The 17833-nt window shown below is 44.2% G+C and carries 17 protein-coding genes, 1 other RNA gene and 1 other annotated feature; of the genes, 1 reads left to right on the top strand and 17 read right to left on the bottom strand.

The genetic code is table 11. The annotated features are described in order from the left end of the window. Position 1: 1 nt before the first annotated feature. The 17 genes from dnaX to rpoB form a co-directional block, all read right to left on the bottom strand. Entirely contained in the window at positions 2 to 1915 is a 1914-nt protein-coding gene (gene dnaX, locus AOQ29_RS00595) for a DNA polymerase III subunit gamma/tau (RefSeq protein WP_061992621.1), read from the bottom strand. A gap of 42 nt (positions 1916 to 1957) precedes the next feature. Next, positions 1958 to 2043: signal recognition particle sRNA small type (gene ffs, locus AOQ29_RS00590), an RNA gene on the bottom strand. 61 nt (positions 2044 to 2104) lie between these two features. Next, positions 2105 to 2647 carry a tRNA adenosine(34) deaminase TadA gene (gene tadA / locus AOQ29_RS00585; RefSeq protein WP_061992620.1) on the bottom strand — a complete coding sequence of 181 codons (543 nt, stop codon included), beginning with the start codon at positions 2645 to 2647 and terminating at the stop codon, positions 2105 to 2107. Beyond that, entirely contained in the window at positions 2640 to 3257 is a 618-nt protein-coding gene (locus tag AOQ29_RS00580; protein WP_061992619.1) for a class I SAM-dependent methyltransferase, read from the bottom strand. Before AOQ29_RS00580 ends, tadA begins: the two co-directional genes overlap by 8 nt. A gap of 72 nt (positions 3258 to 3329) precedes the next feature. Beyond that, on the bottom strand, positions 3330 to 3695 hold the full coding sequence (rplL, locus tag AOQ29_RS00575; RefSeq protein WP_061992618.1) for a 50S ribosomal protein L7/L12: 366 nt from the start codon (positions 3693 to 3695) through the stop codon (positions 3330 to 3332). A gap of 48 nt (positions 3696 to 3743) precedes the next feature. Then, the gene (gene rplJ, locus AOQ29_RS00570) at positions 3744 to 4253 is read right to left on the bottom strand and encodes a 50S ribosomal protein L10 (protein ID WP_061992617.1); all 510 of its coding nucleotides are present in this window, start codon (positions 4251 to 4253) and stop codon (positions 3744 to 3746) included. Between the two features lie 23 nt (positions 4254 to 4276). Then, positions 4277 to 4395, bottom strand: a sequence feature (ribosomal protein L10 leader region). A 36-nt stretch (positions 4396 to 4431) separates the two neighbouring features. Next, positions 4432 to 5124 carry a 50S ribosomal protein L1 gene (gene rplA / locus AOQ29_RS00565; protein WP_061992616.1) on the bottom strand — a complete coding sequence of 231 codons (693 nt, stop codon included), beginning with the start codon at positions 5122 to 5124 and terminating at the stop codon, positions 4432 to 4434. After that, positions 5124 to 5588, bottom strand: a complete 465-nt coding sequence (rplK, locus tag AOQ29_RS00560; protein ID WP_061992615.1) for a 50S ribosomal protein L11 — start codon at positions 5586 to 5588, stop codon at positions 5124 to 5126. Before rplK ends, rplA begins: the two co-directional genes overlap by 1 nt. A gap of 136 nt (positions 5589 to 5724) precedes the next feature. Continuing rightward, the gene (gene nusG / locus AOQ29_RS00555; protein WP_061992614.1) at positions 5725 to 6294 is read right to left on the bottom strand and encodes a transcription termination/antitermination protein NusG; all 570 of its coding nucleotides are present in this window, start codon (positions 6292 to 6294) and stop codon (positions 5725 to 5727) included. Between the two features lie 94 nt (positions 6295 to 6388). After that, positions 6389 to 6565, bottom strand: coding sequence for a preprotein translocase subunit SecE (gene secE, locus AOQ29_RS00550; RefSeq protein ID WP_061992613.1), 177 nt, complete (start codon positions 6563 to 6565; stop codon positions 6389 to 6391). Between the two features lie 12 nt (positions 6566 to 6577). After that, positions 6578 to 6727 (bottom strand): 50S ribosomal protein L33, encoded by a 150-nt coding sequence (gene rpmG, locus AOQ29_RS00545; protein WP_083989188.1) that lies wholly within the window; start codon positions 6725 to 6727, stop codon positions 6578 to 6580. Between the two features lie 52 nt (positions 6728 to 6779). Beyond that, entirely contained in the window at positions 6780 to 7352 is a 573-nt protein-coding gene (locus tag AOQ29_RS00540) for a hypothetical protein (RefSeq protein ID WP_061992612.1), read from the bottom strand. Positions 7353 to 7387: 35 nt separating this feature from the next. Next, positions 7388 to 8140, bottom strand: coding sequence for a 23S rRNA (guanosine(2251)-2'-O)-methyltransferase RlmB (gene rlmB / locus AOQ29_RS00535; protein WP_061992611.1), 753 nt, complete (start codon positions 8138 to 8140; stop codon positions 7388 to 7390). After that, positions 8127 to 8540: a Mini-ribonuclease 3 gene (locus AOQ29_RS00530; protein ID WP_061992610.1), complete on the bottom strand. Its 414-nt coding sequence runs from the start codon at positions 8538 to 8540 to the stop codon at positions 8127 to 8129. Before AOQ29_RS00530 ends, rlmB begins: the two co-directional genes overlap by 14 nt. 178 nt (positions 8541 to 8718) lie before the next feature. Continuing rightward, on the bottom strand, positions 8719 to 9165 hold the full coding sequence (locus tag AOQ29_RS00525; protein ID WP_061992609.1) for a hypothetical protein: 447 nt from the start codon (positions 9163 to 9165) through the stop codon (positions 8719 to 8721). 92 nt (positions 9166 to 9257) lie between these two features. After that, entirely contained in the window at positions 9258 to 12914 is a 3657-nt protein-coding gene (gene rpoC, locus AOQ29_RS00520) for a DNA-directed RNA polymerase subunit beta' (RefSeq protein WP_061992608.1), read from the bottom strand. Between the two features lie 22 nt (positions 12915 to 12936). Further along, on the bottom strand, positions 12937 to 16557 hold the full coding sequence (gene rpoB, locus AOQ29_RS00515; RefSeq protein WP_061992607.1) for a DNA-directed RNA polymerase subunit beta: 3621 nt from the start codon (positions 16555 to 16557) through the stop codon (positions 12937 to 12939). A gap of 623 nt (positions 16558 to 17180) precedes the next feature. Between rpoB and AOQ29_RS00510 the strand changes: the two genes are divergently transcribed. Further along, positions 17181 to 17768, top strand: coding sequence for a TetR/AcrR family transcriptional regulator (locus tag AOQ29_RS00510; protein ID WP_061992606.1), 588 nt, complete (start codon positions 17181 to 17183; stop codon positions 17766 to 17768). Positions 17769 to 17833: the final 65 nt, after the last annotated feature.

The following is a 17833-nucleotide window of genomic DNA, read 5'->3' as shown; positions in this document are numbered from 1 at the left end:
TCTACTTCTCCTCATCCCCTGAATCAGTCACGACAACCAAATCGTCACCGAATAAATTTTTGGCTTCAGCAACTAAGTCAAAACCTGTTTCAGCCGGTTGAGTCTCTTCTGCAACAACTTCTTCTGTCTCAACTTTATTCACTACTTGGCCAGCTATCATATGTGGCTCTAAGTCACTTAGTTTGATTGCACTAGCCTGGCCGGACTTCAATGCCTGAACGTAAGCTGCACGGTCATTAAACCATTCATCCTTCGTTCGTAAAACCAATACCTCTGGTAAATTATTCTTAGCTAGCTCTTGACCCAGCTTAGCGAGCAAAGTTGGATTTTCAATTGTCGCTGCTAAAATTGCTGGAAAATCAAAAGCTAAAATCAATGCATCTTGTGAGGCAGCCATTGGTTCAGCAGTCTGTAAGACGGCCTGGTCTTTAACTGCAAACCCTTGAACTAACTCTGACCAAATAGTTTGGGCATGGGTTAGACTTTCTCGCTTAGCCTGACTTAGCACCGCTTGAACTGGTTCTTGACCGGTAAAAATGGTTGGCAAAGCAACAGATTCAACTGGTGCCGGCGTCGCCACCGGCTCTTGTGGGGACTGCTTTACTGGGCGTATGTCTTGGTCAGGACTCTCGCTTTGATCCGCTTGATTAACCAAGTTTTGCAATCCTTCATCAGACTGGTTTTCTGAATCGGCTAAATCTGACTTAGCTGTTTCTTTCTTGTCGAGAGCGTGTACTGACTCCGTTGCAGGTGTCTCAACTGGTTGGTCAGTCTTCATTTGACTTGGGGCTTGGCTAACTTGTGGCTGGGTGATTTCTTTAACTGCTGGTTTAGCTGGACTATCTTCTGCTTCCTTACCAACAGGAGAAACTGATTCTTGTCCAACTCGGCTTAATTTGACCGTTAAAATTTCCAAATAAATATCACTTTGTAATGATTGTGCTAACTGTGTCTTAATATCATCAATCGTGACCAGCATTGTTTGCAAATCTGTCTGGTTAAGACGCTGGTTGAAGACTTTTAATTCGGCCAACTGGTTGGTTGATTTGACCAAATCAGGAGCAATTTCAACCAGCATGATATCTCGTAGAGCTGACATTAAATCAGCCAAAAAACGGTTGGCATCTTTACCAGCTAGGAGGATAGTTGACAAAACTTCCAATGCCTGCGCCGTTTCGTGGATCAAAACCTTATCCAAATAGGCGAGTAACTGATCAATTTGAACTGACCCAGTGACCGTTAAGGCATTATCAACCGTAATTTTCTCGGGGCCAAAAGCAATAACCTGGTCTAAAATCGACAAGGCATCGCGCATCCCACCTTCGGCAGCTGAAGCAATCACATCTAATGCCGGTTCATCAAATGCCTGGTTTTCAATCTGCAAAATTTTGACCATTTGGTCTTTGATGGTTTGATTAGCTAACCGCTTGAATTCAAACCGCTGAGTCCGCGAAAGAATCGTGGCTGGCATCTTTTGGATTTCAGTCGTCGCCAAAATAAACTTGACCTGGGCTGGTGGTTCTTCTAGCGTTTTCAATAGCGCATTAAAAGCCCCCGTCGAAAGCATGTGGGCTTCATCAATAATATAAATTTTAAAGGGAGCTTCGATTGGCGCGTAGTTAGCAGAATCACGGATTGACCGAATTTCATCAACACCGTTGTTCGAAGCCGCATCGATTTCGATGATATCCGGATGAGACGCCCCAGCTTGGTCAGGACTGATTCCGTTAACCGCCCGAGCAAAAATTTTGGCTGCCGATGTTTTCCCTGTTCCCCGTGGCCCGGAAAATAGGTAAGCATGTCCAGTCTGCTTTTGCTCAATGGCATTTTCTAACGTTTTTGTAATGACGTCTTGGCCGACCATATCTTGAAAGGTCTTGGGCCGGTAAACCCGGTAAAGCGCTTGGTATGCCATGATTCCTCCTTACAAAAAAAGCCGCCCCTAGGCGGTTTTGCTTATGTACACAGGCACAAGGTTAATCAATCTTAGAGCTGCTACATCTCTGTCCTGACTCGGTTCGAAGGCAACCCTTGCCTGCATCTAATATTATAGCGAAATTTTAGTCGAAAGGCAAGAAATACCAAGGGGATAAAACCGATAGTTTCACGAGTTTTCCCCTTGATTTTCGCTGAGATTTTCTACTTTACGTAATTGCTTTCGCAGCTTTTGCTGGGCCCTAATATTTTGAAAGAAATTTTTCAGTAAGGACTTGGATTCATCAGCTTTGATGCCAACATAGGTTTTAACCTGGTGGTTTAAGCGATCGTCATCAAAGACGTGGTACAACGACGAAACCGCCCCCGCCTTGGCGTCCTTGGCTCCATAGTAGACCAATGGGATACGGGCATTAATAATTGCCCCAGCACACATCAAACACGGCTCTAAGGTCACAAAGAGGGCTGTATTCTCCAAACGCCAGGTCTTAAGTGTTTGATTAGCTTCATTGATTGCTAATAGTTCGGCGTGGCTACTGGCTTCTTGGTCGATTTCTCGTCGGTTGGACCCGCGGGCAATCACTTGGCCATCCTTGACCAAAACCGCGCCAATTGGCACCTCACCGATTGCTTCGGCCTTACGGGCTTCTTCTAAGGCCAAATCCATAAAATGGGCGACCTCTTGAGAAGTCAGGTCTGGAATCTCAGCCATTAATGGCCTCCAAAACGTAGTAGCCCTTCTTTTTGCCAGCAACCTGAACCGTGGGGAATACTGCTTCCAAGTTTTTCTGGGCCGATGGTGCTCCCTGCTTCTTTTGCAAAACGGCAATCAACTTGCCGCCAGGCACTAGGTGTTGTTGAGCCTCTTGCAGCATCTGTGTCACGACCGTCTTCCCAGCCCGAATTGGCGGATTAACCAAAATCATCGCATATTGGTCGTTAATTTGATCGTAGATATTTGATTGGAAGACATTGACCTGACTACCGACACCATTCCGGTCGGCATTCTTCCGAGCCAATTCCAAGGCTCGTTCGTTGACATCAACCATATCGACATTCTTATTCAATGCCTTAGCCATCGCAATCCCAACCGGTCCATAACCTGTTCCCAAGTCCAGGATTTTACCCGTGGGAAAATCAAGACCCGCGGCAACGTCAAGCATCGTCCGCGTCCCAAAATCCACTGTCCGCTTCGAAAAAACCCCAGCATCGGTGGTGAAATGAATTTGATTACCCAATAATTCAAAATCAAAATCTTGGTAATCATGGGCCGCGTCTGGCTGGGCCGTAAAGTATTGTTCGCCTGAAATTTTCTCAGTCATCGTTATATCCTCTATCTCTAGTGTACTAAAATTTATGTATAAAAAAAGAGCCAAACGGCTCTCCTTTTGTAATTACTTCAAAGTAACTGCAGCACCGGCAGCTTCCAAAGCTTCCTTCAATTCGTTAGCTTCGGCTTCTGCAAGCCCTTCCTTAACGATTGATGGGGCGTTGTCAACCATGTCCTTAGCTTCCTTCAAGCCAAGACCAGTAGCTTCACGAACTGCCTTGATAACCTTAACCTTAGCAGTACCTGCTGAAGTCAATTCTACGTCGAAGTCTGACTTAGCAGCTGCGCCTTCGGCACCAGCACCAGCAGCGGCTACAGGAGCAGCAGCTGAAACGTCAAATTCTTCTTCGATAGCTGAAACCAAGTCAGCCAAGTCCAAAATTGTTGCATCCTTCAATGATGCGATAATCGCGTCTTTATCAAAAGCCATGATTAAATCCTCCAATTAGTTTAAATAGTTTGTAATGTGTCAAACTGCTTATTCAGCAGCGGCTTCAGCTTCCATCTTTTCTTGCACTGCCTTAACAGCATATGCGAAGGAACGGATTGGGAACTGGAACTCGGCCATCAACTGGCCAAGCAAACCTTCGTGAGAAGGCAATGAAGCATACTTGTTAATCTCATCAAGACTAGCAACGCTTCCGTCAACAACTCCACCCTTAATAACGAGCTTTTCGTTTCCGTCAGCAAACTTCTTCAAAATGCGGGCTGGGGCAACTGCGTCTTCAGTAGAGAAGGCAACGGCTGATGGTCCAGCAAACAAATCGTTTAATTCAGCATATCCAGCTTCTTCAGCAGCACGTACCAAGACCTTGTTCTTGATAACTTCCAATTGGACACCTTCTTGGCGCAATTGTCCACGCAAGTCTGTTGATTCCGCAACTGTCAAACCACGGGGGTTAACGACAACGGCAGCAGCAGCATTCTTGAATTGGTCAGCCACTTCAGCAACTTTTTGTGCTTTGATAGCAATAGCTTGTTCACTCATGTAAATGTACTCCTTTCAAAGATTTTTTTGCAAAAGAAACCCGCCTGCAAAAGACAGACGGGTAAAGTTAATAATTAACTTCCTCGGCAGGATATTAAGGTGCAAGCACCACCTGAGTCTTAGGCAAAATTGATTTGATTTACTTAATAATCTTAGCAGTTTTGAAACCGGCTGTCAATTAAAGAGAAGCCAAGTCCAAAGTAACTGCAGGACTCATTGTTGATGAAAGAGCTACGTTAGCAACGTAAGTACCCTTAACAGCAGCAGGACGAGCCTTCAAGACAGTTTCAGCAATTGTCTTGATGTTTTCTGCCAACTTAGCATCATCAAATGATACACGGCCAACAGTAACAGCAACGTTTCCGTCACGGTCAGTACGGTAAGTCACTTGACCACCCTTAGCATCTGAAACAGCCTTTGTAACATCCATCGTTACTGTTCCAGTCTTAGGGTTTGGCATCAATCCCTTAGGACCCAATGCGCGACCAACACGACCAACTTGTGCCATCATGTCAGGAGTTGCAACAGCAACGTCAAAGTCTAACCAACCGTCTTGGATGCGTTGAACCAAGTCAGCAGCACCAACTACGTCAGCACCAGCAGCTTCGGCTTCTTTTGCCTTGTCGCCTTGAGCAAAGACAACAACAGTCTTGTCTTTACCAGAACCGTTAGGCAAAACAACAGCACCACGGAGTTGTTGGTCAGCTTGACGAGTGTCAACGTTCAACTTGAATGTTACTTCAACTGAAGCGTCGAACTTTGCGTATGAAACTTCCTTCAACAAAGAAATTCCGTCTGTTAAGGCGTAAGCCTTTTCAGCTTCAACCTTAGCAACAGCTTCTAAATACTTCTTACCATGCTTTTGTGTCATTATTCTGCGTCCTCCTTGATTGCTGTACCTTCAACAGTCAAGTCCACACCTTCAACAGTAACACCCATTGAACGTGCAGTTCCTTCGATCATCTTCATTGCTGCTGTAACGTCGTTGGCGTTCAAATCAGCCATCTTGTTTTCAGCAATTGCACGAATTTGGTCCAAGGTAACGTTTCCAACCTTCACGCGGTTAGGTTCACCAGAACCCTTACCAACGATCTTACGCAATTGGTCAGCTGCTGGTGGAGTCTTAGTTACGAATTCGAATGAACGGTCATCGAAAACTGAGATTTCAACAGGGATAGTTGAACCAGCTTGGTCCGCAGTCCGTGCGTTGAATTCCTTAGTAAATTGCGCGATGTTAATACCGGCTTGACCCAATGCAGGACCAACTGGTGGAGCTGGTGTTGCTTTGGCAGCGGCAATCTGCAATTTAACAACATTGATTACTTTTTTAGCCACGATATATTTCCTCCTCGTGTTGTGGTAGAGCGCAGCTTGAATGCTGCTTCCACGCATGTCTTTGACATACTTAACTATTTTAACAAAAAAACCATCCCCTGTAAAGGATAGTTGAAATTTTTAAAATTAATTTTGATTAAAAGTTAGTATCGATGTCGTCAAAGCCTAATTCAGTTGGTGTTTCCCGACCAAAGACTTCAACCGTTGCTTCAACTTCTTGCTTTTCAGCATCAATTGAGCGAACCACACCTTCCATACCATTGAAGGGACCAGCCACAATCTTGATAACTTGGCCAACTTCAAGGTCCAAGTCCACCGTTGCTTGACCAGTCATGCCCATCCGCTTCATCAACAAGTCAACTTCTTCTTGTAACAATGAATTAGGCTTTGATCCAGCACCGTGAGAACCCAAGAAACCAGTAACTCCTGGTGTGTTTCGAACAACATACCAAGCTTCATCGGTCATGTTCCCCTCTTGTGGTGTGGCCATTTCAACAAGGACATAACCTGGGAAATCGTTTTCGATTGACTTTTTCACTTCACCATCTTGAACGGTGGCAACTTCTTGTTCCGGAACTAAAATCCGAAAGATTTGGTTGGCCATGCCCATTGTTTGTGTCCGTGATTCCAAGTTTGCTTGGACCTTATGTTCGTAACCAGAATATGTGTGGACAACGAACCAAGCTTTTTCGATTTCTTCAGTCATAATTGATATTAGGGCAAATGCCCTCCTCCTTTAAGTGCAAATAAAAAAGAGTCGGCTGACTCTTCTAACTGCTTTAAGTATACTATAACCGGCCTTATCGTGCCAAGAAGAAATCAACTGCCTTTTGCAAAAGCCAGTCTGATGACCCGATAATAATGGCAAAGACGATTGAAATACTAATAACCGCAACCGACTCTTTGGTCGTCTGTTCCATTGAAAGCCATGAAACTTTACGCATTTCTGCGGCGACGTTTTTAAAATAAGTAATCATTATTTCAATACCTCACTTTGTTTCGCGGTGAAAAGTGTGTTTTCCACAATGGGGGCAAAACTTGTTAACTCCCAAGCGTTCAACCCGTCCCTTTGATAAGGTAACGGTATAATTTCTTGATCCACAGACCTCACAGGCCAGTGATGCTCTTTGACTTGGCATAATTTTACCTCACTAAGTGTCTATAATAGCATCTTTAATGCCATTTGACAACTTAGTGTTGGCGCAAATGCTTTAATAATAATTTTTTAAACCGATACGAAACCCGAATGACTGGTTCAGTTTGGGCCCCTGGTTGGTGGAGCTTTGGTCCCTGACCAATTAGGAAGGCAACAACCTTCCGATAATCGGCATTTTTAGGAATTGCCATTTCTTCGATTGCTGCTCGAGTAATGGCAATTTCTTCTGGATTATAATTTTCGGTCCTAATATCAATGCACGGCGCGTCTAAACCATTGTAGTACAACATTTTTTGCTCAATCCGCTTGTTTCGCGAGTACATTTCTCGCAGCCGATCAACAGCCTTATGGTGGAGAGCTGTCATGTAGTAAGTTGAAAATAACGCTCGATTATTTTGACAGTCATAGTGCTGAACACACCGCAACAAAACTTCTAAGGCGTCGGATTCCCAATCATCAGACCGGTAAGAACCATGTAAAAAATTAAAATAAATTTTAAAAGACAGACCCTTTAAATCATCATATAACAAGCTGTATGCTTCTTCATCACCTTGTTGTGCTGCAAGTAATGCCTTATGAATTCGTTCTTTCCTTGTGTTTGTGATCATTGAAGCCCTCCTAACGGCGGCTTCAATCAGCCACCTTAGCGAGGGTGTCGCGAACTAAATCCTTGATAAATCAACAAACTAGCGGCCACACTAGCATTCAATGATTGGACATGTCCAATCATTGGAATGGTTAGCATGCCATCAACTTGTTTCTTAAGTAATGGCGAAATGCCTTTGCCTTCGTTACCAATCACCAAAGCTGTTGCCCCTTTGGCATCCCAAGACCGATAGTCTTGTCCAGCCATATCGGTTCCAAAGACCCAGATACCACGTTCCTTGAGTGTCTTAACCGTTTGCACCAAGTTTGTTACTCGGCATACGGGAACGTGTTCAATGGCCCCAGTGGAACTTTTAGCAACCGTTCCTGTTAATTGAACGGCCCGACGCTTAGGAATAATAACACCGTGAATTCCGGCTGCATCAGCTGTTCTTAAAATTGATCCCAGATTATGGGGGTCTTCAATTTCATCTAAAATCAAGAAAAACGGTTCTTCGTTCTTTTCAGCTGCGTTAGCAAATAAATCATCAAGGCTAGCATATTCAAAGGCCGCAACAGACAAAACCAACCCTTGGTGATTACCACCATCGGCTAATTCATCTAATTTTGCTTTGGGGGCCTGTTGAATAACAATTCCTTGCGCTTTTGCTAGTTGACTAACTTCTCGTTCCACTCGGGGTTGTAGCCCTGGTTGCAACCAAAGTTTATTAATTGCTTTCTTTTGCTTCAGTGTCTCCACTACAGCATGATGGCCATAGACAAAGGCCGGTGTTTGTTCATCTGCTTTCATTGGTTTTCCCACTTTCAACTTGGATAAAAATCCATTCCATCATTTCGGTTAAACGTTCTTGCTGTTGCGATAAATACAGATAACCAATCATTGCCTCAACCCCCGTTGAGATTCGATAAGCAACAACATTTGTATTCTTCGCTTTTGTATACGACTTGGCATTGCGGCCTCGTTTAAAGTAAACCATTTCTTCATCATTCAAATAATGGTTTTCTTCCATCAACTGATATAAGGCAGCGTGTGCTTTTGCCGAAACATAGTCGCGCGACTTTTTTTGCAAGTCGTTTACCTTGGTTAACCCTAATGACACCAAATGATTGCGCACCGTGAGTTCATAAATCGCATCACCAATATAAGCTAGCGACAACCCATTCATTTGTTGATAGTCTAATTGTTCCATGTTTTTCCTTTTATTACGGTTCAACCTGGCTATTAACACCTTGACAATAACAGGGACAGCATTTTTTGCCAAGTCAAAACCCCGAATTTGCCATATTTTCGCTAAAAATTAGCATAAATGAACAATTCCAAACTTTTTCCTTGAAAATATCCCAAATTGCTTGGTATAAAAAGCGTGATTACCCTTTTTTATTTGCCAGCATGCCTTGAACCATGCGGATTCCCCACATAATTAGGAATCCGGCGATTAGTGCAGCAATCAAATGAATCGCAATTTCACCCTGCTTTTGAATCGGCCAGAATAGCAATGACGTAATTATCAAAACAAATGAAATCAACATTGCTTGCTTCCACTGCCCCCAAGTCGTTACCTGGTACTGGTTATGTGGGATTGACTTCGGGAAAAGTCGAAATTGCATTTGCTCCCCAATTGGGCAAAATGCAAATGCGTAAAAAATGGTAAAACAATAGACAAACCAGTTCGGATTGTATGGTTCATTACCACTTGCAAATTGTAAGCCTAGCAAGGCTAACAAAATTACTATCGCCCCTCCAAAGATTGACCACAACTTGGTTTTGCTTAATTTTTGAACCCAGGGGTTCCATTGAATTTCTACTTTTTTCATAATTGCCTCGTTTTAAAATCTATTTCTAGTCTACCGTACTCAGGCGCTTTGAACAATAAAAAAACCAGCTTTCGCTGGTTTTTCCCAAGAAATTAATCTTGGCCATCAATCGTGTGGGCAACGTCGTCCAAAGATTGAATGTCATCTGAATTTTCAGGTTGAGCAACAACTTCACCAACAACTTCAGGCTTAATCTTACGATATTCAGCCATTCCAGTTCCGGCAGGAATAATCTTACCAATGATAACATTTTCCTTCAATCCAACAAGTGGATCGTTCTTGCCACGGATAGCAGCATCAGTCAAGACACGAGTTGTTTCTTGGAATGATGCAGCTGACAAGAATGAATTAGTTTCCAAGGCAGCCTTAGTAATTCCAAGCAAGACTGGGCGAGCAGTCGCTGGAGTCTTGCCGGCGAACAAAGCTGGTTCGTTCGCACGCTTAAAGTCAGCAATATCCATCAAAGTTCCTGGCAACAAGTCAGTCTGACCTGGATCCATGATTCGGATCTTACGAAGCATTTGACGAATCATAACTTCGATGTGCTTGTCGGAAACTTCGATACCCTGCAAACGGTAAACCTTTTGGATTTCTGACAACATGTATGATTCTGCAGTCAAAGTGTCCGTAACGGCCAACAATTCCTTCGGATCGATTGGTCCTTCGTTGATGGCATCACCACGTTGGATCAAATCGCCTTCACCGAAGCGCATGCGGGCTGTCAAAGGCAAAGTATAAGTACGAGTATCAGTTTCACCCTCAATCGTAACTTCCTTTGTCCGTTCAGCTGGATTTTCTTCGATAGTCGTAATCTTACCTGTGACTTCAGAAATTTCAGCACGACCCTTAGGGATACGAGCTTCAACAATTTCCTGCACACGAGGCAAACCTTGCGTGATATCGTTTCCACCGGCAACTCCACCCATGTGGAAGTTACGCATGGTCAACTGCGTACCAGGTTCCCCAATTGATTGGGCGGCAACAGTACCAACGGCTTCACCAACTTCAACTTCTTCACCAGTGGCCAAGTTTCGTCCATAATCCAAGACAGAAACTCCGTGTTCAGTGGTTGAAGTAAAGACGGAACGAATAGTAACTTCTTCGATACCAGCTTGGTCAATCTTCTTAGCAGCATCTTCGTCAATCATTTCGTTACGAGCGACAATCTTTTCACCAGTTTCTGGATCAAAGACTGACTTCATTGCGTAACGACCAAGGATTCGGTCGTACAATGGTTCAACCAATGAGCTACCATCGATAATCGCACGAACAGCAACACCACGGTCAGAACCGTTGTCGTATTCACGGACGATAACATCTTGGGCAACATCGACCAAACGACGAGTCAAGTAACCTGAGTTGGCCGTCTTCAAGGCCGTATCAGACATACCCTTACGAGCACCGTGGGTTGAGATAAACATTTCCATAACAGTCAAACCGTCACGGAAGTTCGAAGTAACTGGCAATTCGATAATCTTACCACCAGGTCCAGCCATCAATCCACGCATTCCGGCCAACTGGACGAAGTTCGAAATGTTTCCTCGAGCCCCTGAATCCTGCATCATATAGATTGGGTTCTTAGGGTCGAAGGTTGCCATCAATTCGTCTTGAATCTTATCTTTGGCCTTTGACCAAACATCAACAACTCGTTGATAACGTTCTGAATCAGTAATCAATCCACGACGGAATTGCTTAGTGATTTGTTCAACTTCACTATGGGCGTCAGCCAAAATTTGAGGCTTGTCGGCCAATTCCGTAACATCGGTCATGGCAACAGTCAATCCAGATTGAGTTGAAATATCGTAACCCAAGTCCTTCATGCGGTCCAAAAGCAATGAAGTTTCAGTAACCTTGTAGCGCTTGTAAACTTCAGCAATGATATCTGACAAGAAGCCCTTCTTAAACGGCTTAATAATTTCACGGTTATCCAAGAAGTCATGAATGTCTTCTCCGGCTTCCATGAAGAAGTCGTCTGAAAGTCCCTTGAAGTTATCGTCAGAAGGTTCGTTGATATAAGGGAATTCTGTTGGCAAGATTTCGTTGAAGAGCAACTTACCAACTGATGTCACCATAATCTTAGTGCGTTGGTCAGCCGTAAATGGCTTTTCTTCAGGGAATGATGCTGTCTGAATTCCAACACGAGTATGATAGTGCACAAACTTGTTTTCAAAGGCCAAACGGGCTTCGTCAACAGATGAGAAAATCATACCTTCGCCTTCACGACCTTCTTCTTCAGTCGTCAAGTAGTAGTTACCAATCACCATATCCTGTGAAGGAGCAACGATTGGCTTTCCATCCTTAGGAGCCAAGATGTGACCTGCAGCAAGCATCAACAAACGCGCTTCAGCTTGAGCTTCATCAGACAAAGGCACGTGAATGGCCATCTGATCACCATCGAAATCGGCGTTATAGGCTTCACAGATCAATGGGTGCAAACGCATCGCCTTACCAGAAACCAAAACTGGTTCAAAGGCCTGGATTCCAAGACGGTGCAATGTAGGTGCTCGGTTCAAAAGAACTGGGTGTTCCTTGATTACATCTTCCAAAACATCCATGACATCTTCATCAGCCTTGTCAATCTTACGCTTAGCTGACTTAACGTTGCCTGCAAGGCCACGCTTCGTCAATTCGCGCATGATGAATGGGCGGAACAATTCGATTGCCATTGGACGAGGCAAGCCCATTTGGTTCATCTTCAAGAATGGACCAACATCGATAACTGAACGACCAGAATAATCGACACGCTTACCAAGCAAGTTTTGACGGAAACGTCCTTGCTTTCCCTTCAACATGTGAGACAAAGACTTCAATGGTCGGTTACCTGGTCCAGAAACTGGACGGCCACGACGACCGTTATCCATCAAAGCATCAACGGCTTCTTGCAACATCCGCTTTTCGTTTTGAACGATGATGCCAGGAGCATGCAAGTCGAACAATCGCTTTAAACGGTTGTTACGGTTGATAACACGACGGTACAAATCGTTCAAATCAGAAGTGGCGAAACGGCCACCTTCTAATTGAACCATTGGACGCAAGTCAGGTGGGATAACAGGGATAACATCCATGACCATCCACTCTGGCTTGTTGTCTGATTGCAAGAAGGCCTCAATAATATCCAAACGACGAACCGCACGGACACGCTTTTGACCAGTTGCTTCTTGCAATTCGTGCTTCAAAGCATCGGCTTCGCCGGCCAAATCAACATTAGCCAACAATTCCTTAACAGCTTCGGCACCCATGCCAGCCTTAAAGTTAGCACCGAATTCCTTCTTGTAGTCACGATACTCACGTTCCGTCAACAATTGCTTCTTTTCAACGGGTGCTTCCCCTGGTTCAACCACGACATAAGAAGCGAAATAGATAATTTCTTCCAATGAGCGGGGTGACATATCCAAGACCAATCCCATTCGTGAAGGGATTCCCTTGAAGTACCAGATGTGGGTTACAGGAGCAGCTAATTCAATGTGCCCCATGCGTTCGCGACGAACCTTGGCTGAAGTAACTTCAACACCACAGCGGTCACAGACGATTCCCTTATAACGGATGCGCTTGTACTTTCCACAGGCACATTCGTAATCCTTAGTTGGACCAAAGATTCGTTCATCAAACAAGCCATCTTTTTCGGGCTTGAGAGTTCGATAGTTAATCGTTTCAGGCTTCTTGACTTCTCCATGAGACCAGTCATGGATTTGATCAGGTGAGGCCAGACCGATTTGCATACTTTCGAACTTATTAACATCGATTGCCATCTATTCGGTCACCTTTCTTTAATTATTCTTGTTCATCAGTTGGGGCAACCGGAGTTGCTTCATCCCCAACCTTATCAAAGGCTACCTTAACTTCTTCATCATCACGGTTAAGCAAATCAGGGTTTGTTCGAGCCAACTTTTCCAAAGCATCAACAGGCAAGACTGAGTCGTCTTCGTCCATTTGCTTCAATTGAACTGCTTCACCAGTTTGGTCCAAGACACGCATGTCAAGTCCCAAGGCTTGCAATTCCTTCACCAAAACTCGGAATGATTCCGGCACACCTGGCTTAGGGATTGCTTCGCCCTTGATGATTGATTCATAAACCTTAACACGGCCAGCAACGTCATCCGACTTGTAAGTCAAGATTTCTTGCAAAGTATAAGCGGCACCATAAGCTTCCAGTGCCCAAACTTCCATTTCTCCGAAACGCTGTCCACCGAATTGAGCTTTTCCACCCAAAGGCTGTTGTGTAACAAGAGAGTAAGGGCCGATTGACCGGGCGTGAATCTTGTCGTCGACCATGTGGGCCAACTTCATATAGTGCATCACACCAACGGCAACGCGCTTGTCGAAGGCTTCACCAGTTTGTCCATCATAAACAACAGACTTACCATCTTGTGGCAAACCAGCTTCGGCCAATGCTTCTTCGATTTCATCATCAGAAGCACCATCAAAGACAGGAGAAGCAACGTGGATGCCTAACTTCTTAGCGGCAAAACCAAGGTGCAATTCCAAAACCTGCCCAATGTTCATACGTGATGGCACACCCATGGGTGAAAGCAAGATATCAATTGGAGTTCCATCTGGCATGTATGGCATGTCTTCTTCAGGAACAACGACTGAAACAGTACCCTTGTTTCCGTGACGACCGGCCATCTTGTCACCAACTTGAATCTTACGCTTTTGCGCAATATAAACACGAACCATCATGTTAACCCCTGGGGCCAACTCATCACCATTTTCAGGTGTGTAGATGCGGACAGATTGAACAACCCCGCCACCACCGTGCGGAACCTTCAAAGAAGTATCGCGAACTTCGCGAGCTTTTTCTCCAAAGATGGCATGGAGCAAACGTTCTTCGGCTGACAAATCAGTCACACCCTTTGGTGTCACCTTACCAACCAAGATGTCGCCGTCCTTAACTTCGGCACCAATCCGGATAATTCCGTTTTCGTCCAAGTCTTTAAGTTGTTCTTCCCCAGTGTTAGGGATTTCACGGGTAATTTCTTCAGGGCCAAGTTTTGTATCACGAGCCTCTGAATCATATTCTTCGATGTGAATTGATGTATAAACATCTTCACGGACCAAACGTTCGTTCAAAACGATGGCATCTTCGAAGTTATAACCGTGCCAAGTCATAAAGGCGATTAATGGGTTTTGACCCAAGGCTAATTCACCCTTTTCCATTGAAGGTCCATCGGCCAATACTTGATCGGCATCGATTTGTTCTCCAACCTTAACAATTGGCTTTTGGTTATAGTTCTTACCACCGTTTGAACGGCGGAACTTCATCAATTCGTAGGTATCCAATTGACCATCTTCACGACGGACACGAATTTCCTTGGCATCAACGTATTCAACTTCACCACCGGCAGTTGAGATAATAGCAGCACCAGAATCGTGGGCAGCCTTATATTCAACACCAGTACCAACGATTGGTGCATGAGGGTCAAGCAAAGGAACGGCCTGACGCTGCATGTTGGCTCCCATCAAGGCACGGTTGGAATCATCGTTTTCCAAGAAAGGAATAACAGATGTTCCAACAGAAACAACTTGCTTAGGGGAAACATCGACATAATCAATCTTGTCGACTGGTGTTTCAACGTTTTCTTCACCAAAACGAGCCATGGCTGTCTTGTGGATGAATGAACCATCGTCTTCCAATTCCGTGTTGGCTTGGGCAACGATGTAGTTGTCTTCTTCATCGGCAGTTAGGTAATCAATCTTTTCGGTAACCTTGTGGGTTCCCCAATCAACACGACGGTATGGTGTTTCAATGAAACCATACTTGTTGATACGACCATAAGTGGCCAAAGAGTTAATCAAACCGATGTTAGGACCTTCTGGCGTTTCAATCGGATCAATTCGACCATAGTGAGTATAGTGAACATCTCGAACTTCAACACCGGCACGGTCACGAGTCAAACCACCAGGGCCAAGGGCTGACAAACGACGCTTGTGGTTCATTTCACCCAATGGGTTAGTCTGATCCATGAACTGTGAAAGCTGTGATGAACCAAAGAATTCCTTCACAGCCGCCACAACTGGACGAATGTTAATTAATTGTTGTGGTGTTACAGTAGCTGCGTCTTGGATTGACATCCGTTCGCGAACCACACGTTCCATCCGAGTCAAACCGATACGGAATTGGTTTTGCAACAATTCACCAACTGAACGAATACGACGGTTACCCAAGTGATCGATATCATCAACTTGACCAACACCTTCTTGCAAGTTCAAGAAGTAGTTCATACCAGCCAAGATATCGGCTGGGCGAACGTTATGTTCGTTTTCAGGCAAGTGACCGTTACCAATCAAGAGCAAAGTCTTGTCGGGGTTTTCTGGTGATTCAATCTTAATCTTTTGCAAGATAACTTCGTCTTCTAAGACGGCATCACCAGATGGTGTATAAGTAACCGTCTTAAAGTCAGGGTTATCCAAGAATGGTGCTAACTTAGCCATAACAGCCTTATCAACAACCGTTCCCTTTTCGGCAATGATTTCACCTGAATCAGGGTCAGCCAAAGTTTCGGCCAAAGTTTGGTTTAACAAGCGCGTCTTCAAAGACAACTTCTTGTTAATCTTGTAACGACCAACCGGTGCCAAATCATAACGCTTTGGATCGAAGAAACGAGCGACCAAAAGTGCTCGTGATGAATCCGCCGTCTTTGGTTCTCCCGGACGTAGTCGTTCGTAGATGTCCTTCAATGATTCTTCAACACGGGAATCGGACATGTTCTTGTGAACGTCCTTTTCCAAAGTCATGTTCAAGGCATCATAGCTGTCTGAGAAGATATCAATGATATCTGAGTCAGAACCAAAACCAAGTGAACGAATCAATTCAGTCATCAACAACTTACGAGTACGGTCGATGCGGACGTTGGCAATCCCCTTCGCATCCGTTTCGTATTCCAACCAAGCTCCCCGGTTAGGGATAACAGTTGTACCAAAGTGTGGACGACCGTTCTTGTCAGCTTCTTGGTTGTAGTAGATTCCAGGTGAACGAACCAACTGAGAAACGATAACTCGTTCTGCTCCGTTGATAATGAATGTTCCTTGTTCCGTCATCAATGGGAAGTCACCAAAGAAAACGTCTTGGGACTTGATTTCACCAGTTTCATGGTTCGTCAAGCGCAAAGTTACGTGCAAGGGTGCAGAGTAGTTTGCATCGTGTTCACGGGCTTCATCGATGTTGTACTTTGGTTCCATCAATTGATAGTCCACGTACTCCAAAGAGAGCTTACCCTGGAAGTCTTCGATTGGCATGATGTCGTTAAACATCTCCTTGATTCCTTCATCTAAGAACCATTGGTAGGATGCCAGTTGTACCTCGATCAAATTTGGAAGATCCAACACTTCTTTAATGCTGGCATATGATCGACGGGTACGGTATTTACCATAATTTACTAAATGTCCTGCCACAGTATCACCTCGTCTATATTTCACTGTTCGAGCAAATAAAATATTACATTTTGATTACATTTTCCATTTTCCTTCGTTTTTCCGGCCAAAAAGGCACAAAAAAAGCAAGCCTCGCACCTCGTGATAAGGAGCGGGCATTGCTATTATGAAGGCTTTTATGGACAAGAGATCACAAATGCCGTATTTATTTACAGTGCTTCTGTTAATAATTATACGGGTATTTTCAAAAATTGCAAGTCTTAGCCACTGCTACGACTGGCATTTTGACCATTCTTTACCATATTATAATTTAGGTCATATTATTATAAATTCAATTTTATATGAATAAGAAAGAGACTAAGTTAACTCTCAATAACTTAGTCTCTTTCTTCAAACTTGGAAATCTATGTATAGATTAACTGGAACAACACATCGAACATCAAGCGACCAACAATTTTTCGGTAGTGTCTCTCTTCACTACAAAATTTCAAAAATATGTCAGTATCACAATAGTTACATTTTACCGATAAATGTACTTATACTTCAACCGCTTTTGGTTGTCACTCGTTAACTTGACCCGTTCAAACCTCTTTGAAACATTTGGTGCTATACTGGGAGTAATTAATTAAAGTTAGCAGGTGCCTATGGATAACCCTTCTCCCCTCACAACAGAACGAATTTTTCATGCCTATTTACAGGTTGCCCGTCATGCCGACAACCCAAAGGACATCTCTTTGGCTAAAATTGCCGAAGTGTTGGGAGTCTCCCGTCAGGCCATCTACAAAAATCATTTCCAAAATATCAACGAGTTGACGCAATCCCTGCATTACTACGTCGATAATAAACCCTTTCAAGCCATGAAACGGTTCGTCAAACACCAAGAGAGTTACGACCTGCCAGAGTTATTAAATTTTTTTGCCGAGGAAATCATCCCCAACCTCTATGAAAAGCATGACTTTTTAGGGGTCTTCTACTCCCACGTTGCTGACCCGGCTTGGCGCCCCTACCTCAACAAGCAATACGTTGACCTCTTAATGCCCTACTATGAAGGTGCAGATGGCAACGTCCACGGCCTCACGTCCAAAACGCTCGCTGAGCTAACCATCAATTCCGTTATGGCCGCTATCAGTGTCTGGCTCACGGAAGATGAACCCGTTCCACCAGAAGTCTTTTCTGAAAGGTTCTTATTCCTCTTTACCCATTCACTGGTGGATTTGGCGAAAAAAGAATAAAACATTGTCAATTGGTGATTATCACCAAAAAGCCGATGAGATTATATAATCTCATCGGCTTTTTT

Source organism: Fructobacillus ficulneus (genome assembly GCF_001047075.2).
Lineage (GTDB): Bacteria > Bacillota > Bacilli > Lactobacillales > Lactobacillaceae > Fructobacillus > Fructobacillus ficulneus.
This window is presented reverse-complemented; position numbering and strand designations above follow the sequence as displayed.